2 protein-coding genes are annotated in these 1,207 nt (G+C 74.6%); both read right to left on the bottom strand.

Going from position 1 to position 1,207, the window contains the following annotated elements; genetic code table 11:
- Positions 1-50: 50 nt before the first annotated feature.
- Positions 51-299, bottom strand: coding sequence for an SCO4226 family nickel-binding protein (locus GUY60_RS37745; protein WP_161706007.1), 249 nt, complete (start codon positions 297-299; stop codon positions 51-53).
- A 128-nt stretch (positions 300-427) separates the two neighbouring features.
- On the bottom strand, positions 428-1,207 hold a 780-nt coding region (locus GUY60_RS37750; RefSeq protein ID WP_161706008.1), incomplete at its 5' end, for an alpha/beta fold hydrolase.

Below are 1,207 nucleotides of genomic sequence, written 5' to 3' on the forward strand. Positions count from 1 at the left end.
GAACGTGCCCGGGTGGCCGTCGATGGAGTGCCCAGTGGTCGCGTGGCGGGTCAGACCGTCAGCGGAACCGGGTGGATCTCGTCGGCGGGATGGCCCGCGCGTTCGTGGACGCGCTGGACCGCGTCGGCCGACGGGCCCTCGGAAAGGCAGTAGACCGTGCCGGAGGCCGGGTCCGCCCAGGCCTTCTCGAAGTGCACACCTTCGTCCTTCTCGATGGCCAGGTCGGCCTGATGCGCCTGCTTCAGCCCATCGGCCGTGAGGCCCTCCATCCCGTGGTGGACGTCCATGAAGCGGGTCATGGATCAACGCCTCCTTCCGACGTACGCGGCCCGGCACCGGAGCGGTCGGGTCCGCCTGTCGCCGTGCCTTCCATCCTGCGCCCCTCTCCCCCACCCCGGCGACCGCACAGAGACGGGCCGCCGTCGCCTCACCCGACGGCGGCCAGGAACCGGCGGATCGCGGCCACCGACTCGTCCGGTCGCCGCAGGTGGACCCAGTGATCGGCGTTCAGCTCGACGAGGGTGGTGCGGGGGCGCCGTGCGGCCATCTCGCGGGCCTGCGCGGTGGGCAGCACGGTGCCGGCGGTGCCGTGCAGGAGCAGAGCGGGGCAGGTGGAGGCGAGCCAGGTGCGCCAGTGGTCGCCGAGCACGCGGGTGTCCGAGTCGACCATGTCGCGGGGGTGGCAGCCGAGCCGCCAGCCGTCCCGGTGCGGCCGCATGCCACCGTCGAGCAGCGGCGCCAACGGCCCGCAGGCGGCGTGGAGTTGCTCGCGGGTGGGCGCGGTGTACGGCAGGTCGAGCAGGAAGGAAAGGGGTGCGGGGTCGACGACGGGCAGGTACGCGGGTCCGTCGATGTTGATCAGCGCGCTGACGGTGCCGGGCCGGTCCGCCGCGAGGTGGTAGCCGTTGACGGCGCCGAGCGAGTGCCCGAGCACGGGCAGGGGCCGCGCGTCCAGGCCCAGGTGGGCGAGGAGCAGCCGCAGGTCGTCGAGGTAGCCGTCCCGGTCGTACCGTTCCGCCCGGTCGGAGTCCCCGTGGCCGCGCTGGTCGGGCGCGACGACCCGCCATCCGTCGGCCGCCAGGGCACCGGCAGCCGGTGTGAAGTCGGCGCCCTCGCCGAGGTGTCCGTGCAGGGCGAGCAGGGGGCGGCCGGCGCGGGGGCCGTGGTCCAGGTAGGAGAGGCGGCGGCCGTCGGGGGTGGTGAGGTG

The sequence above is a fragment of the Streptomyces boluensis genome (assembly GCF_009908195.1).
Lineage (GTDB): Bacteria > Actinomycetota > Actinomycetes > Streptomycetales > Streptomycetaceae > Streptomyces > Streptomyces boluensis.

Bases quoted from the DNA above. Each gene is read 5' to 3' on its own strand.
- GUY60_RS37745 (WP_161706007.1), bottom strand. From the start codon at position 299: ATGACCCGCTTCATGGACGTCCACCACGGGATGGAGGGCCTCACGGCC.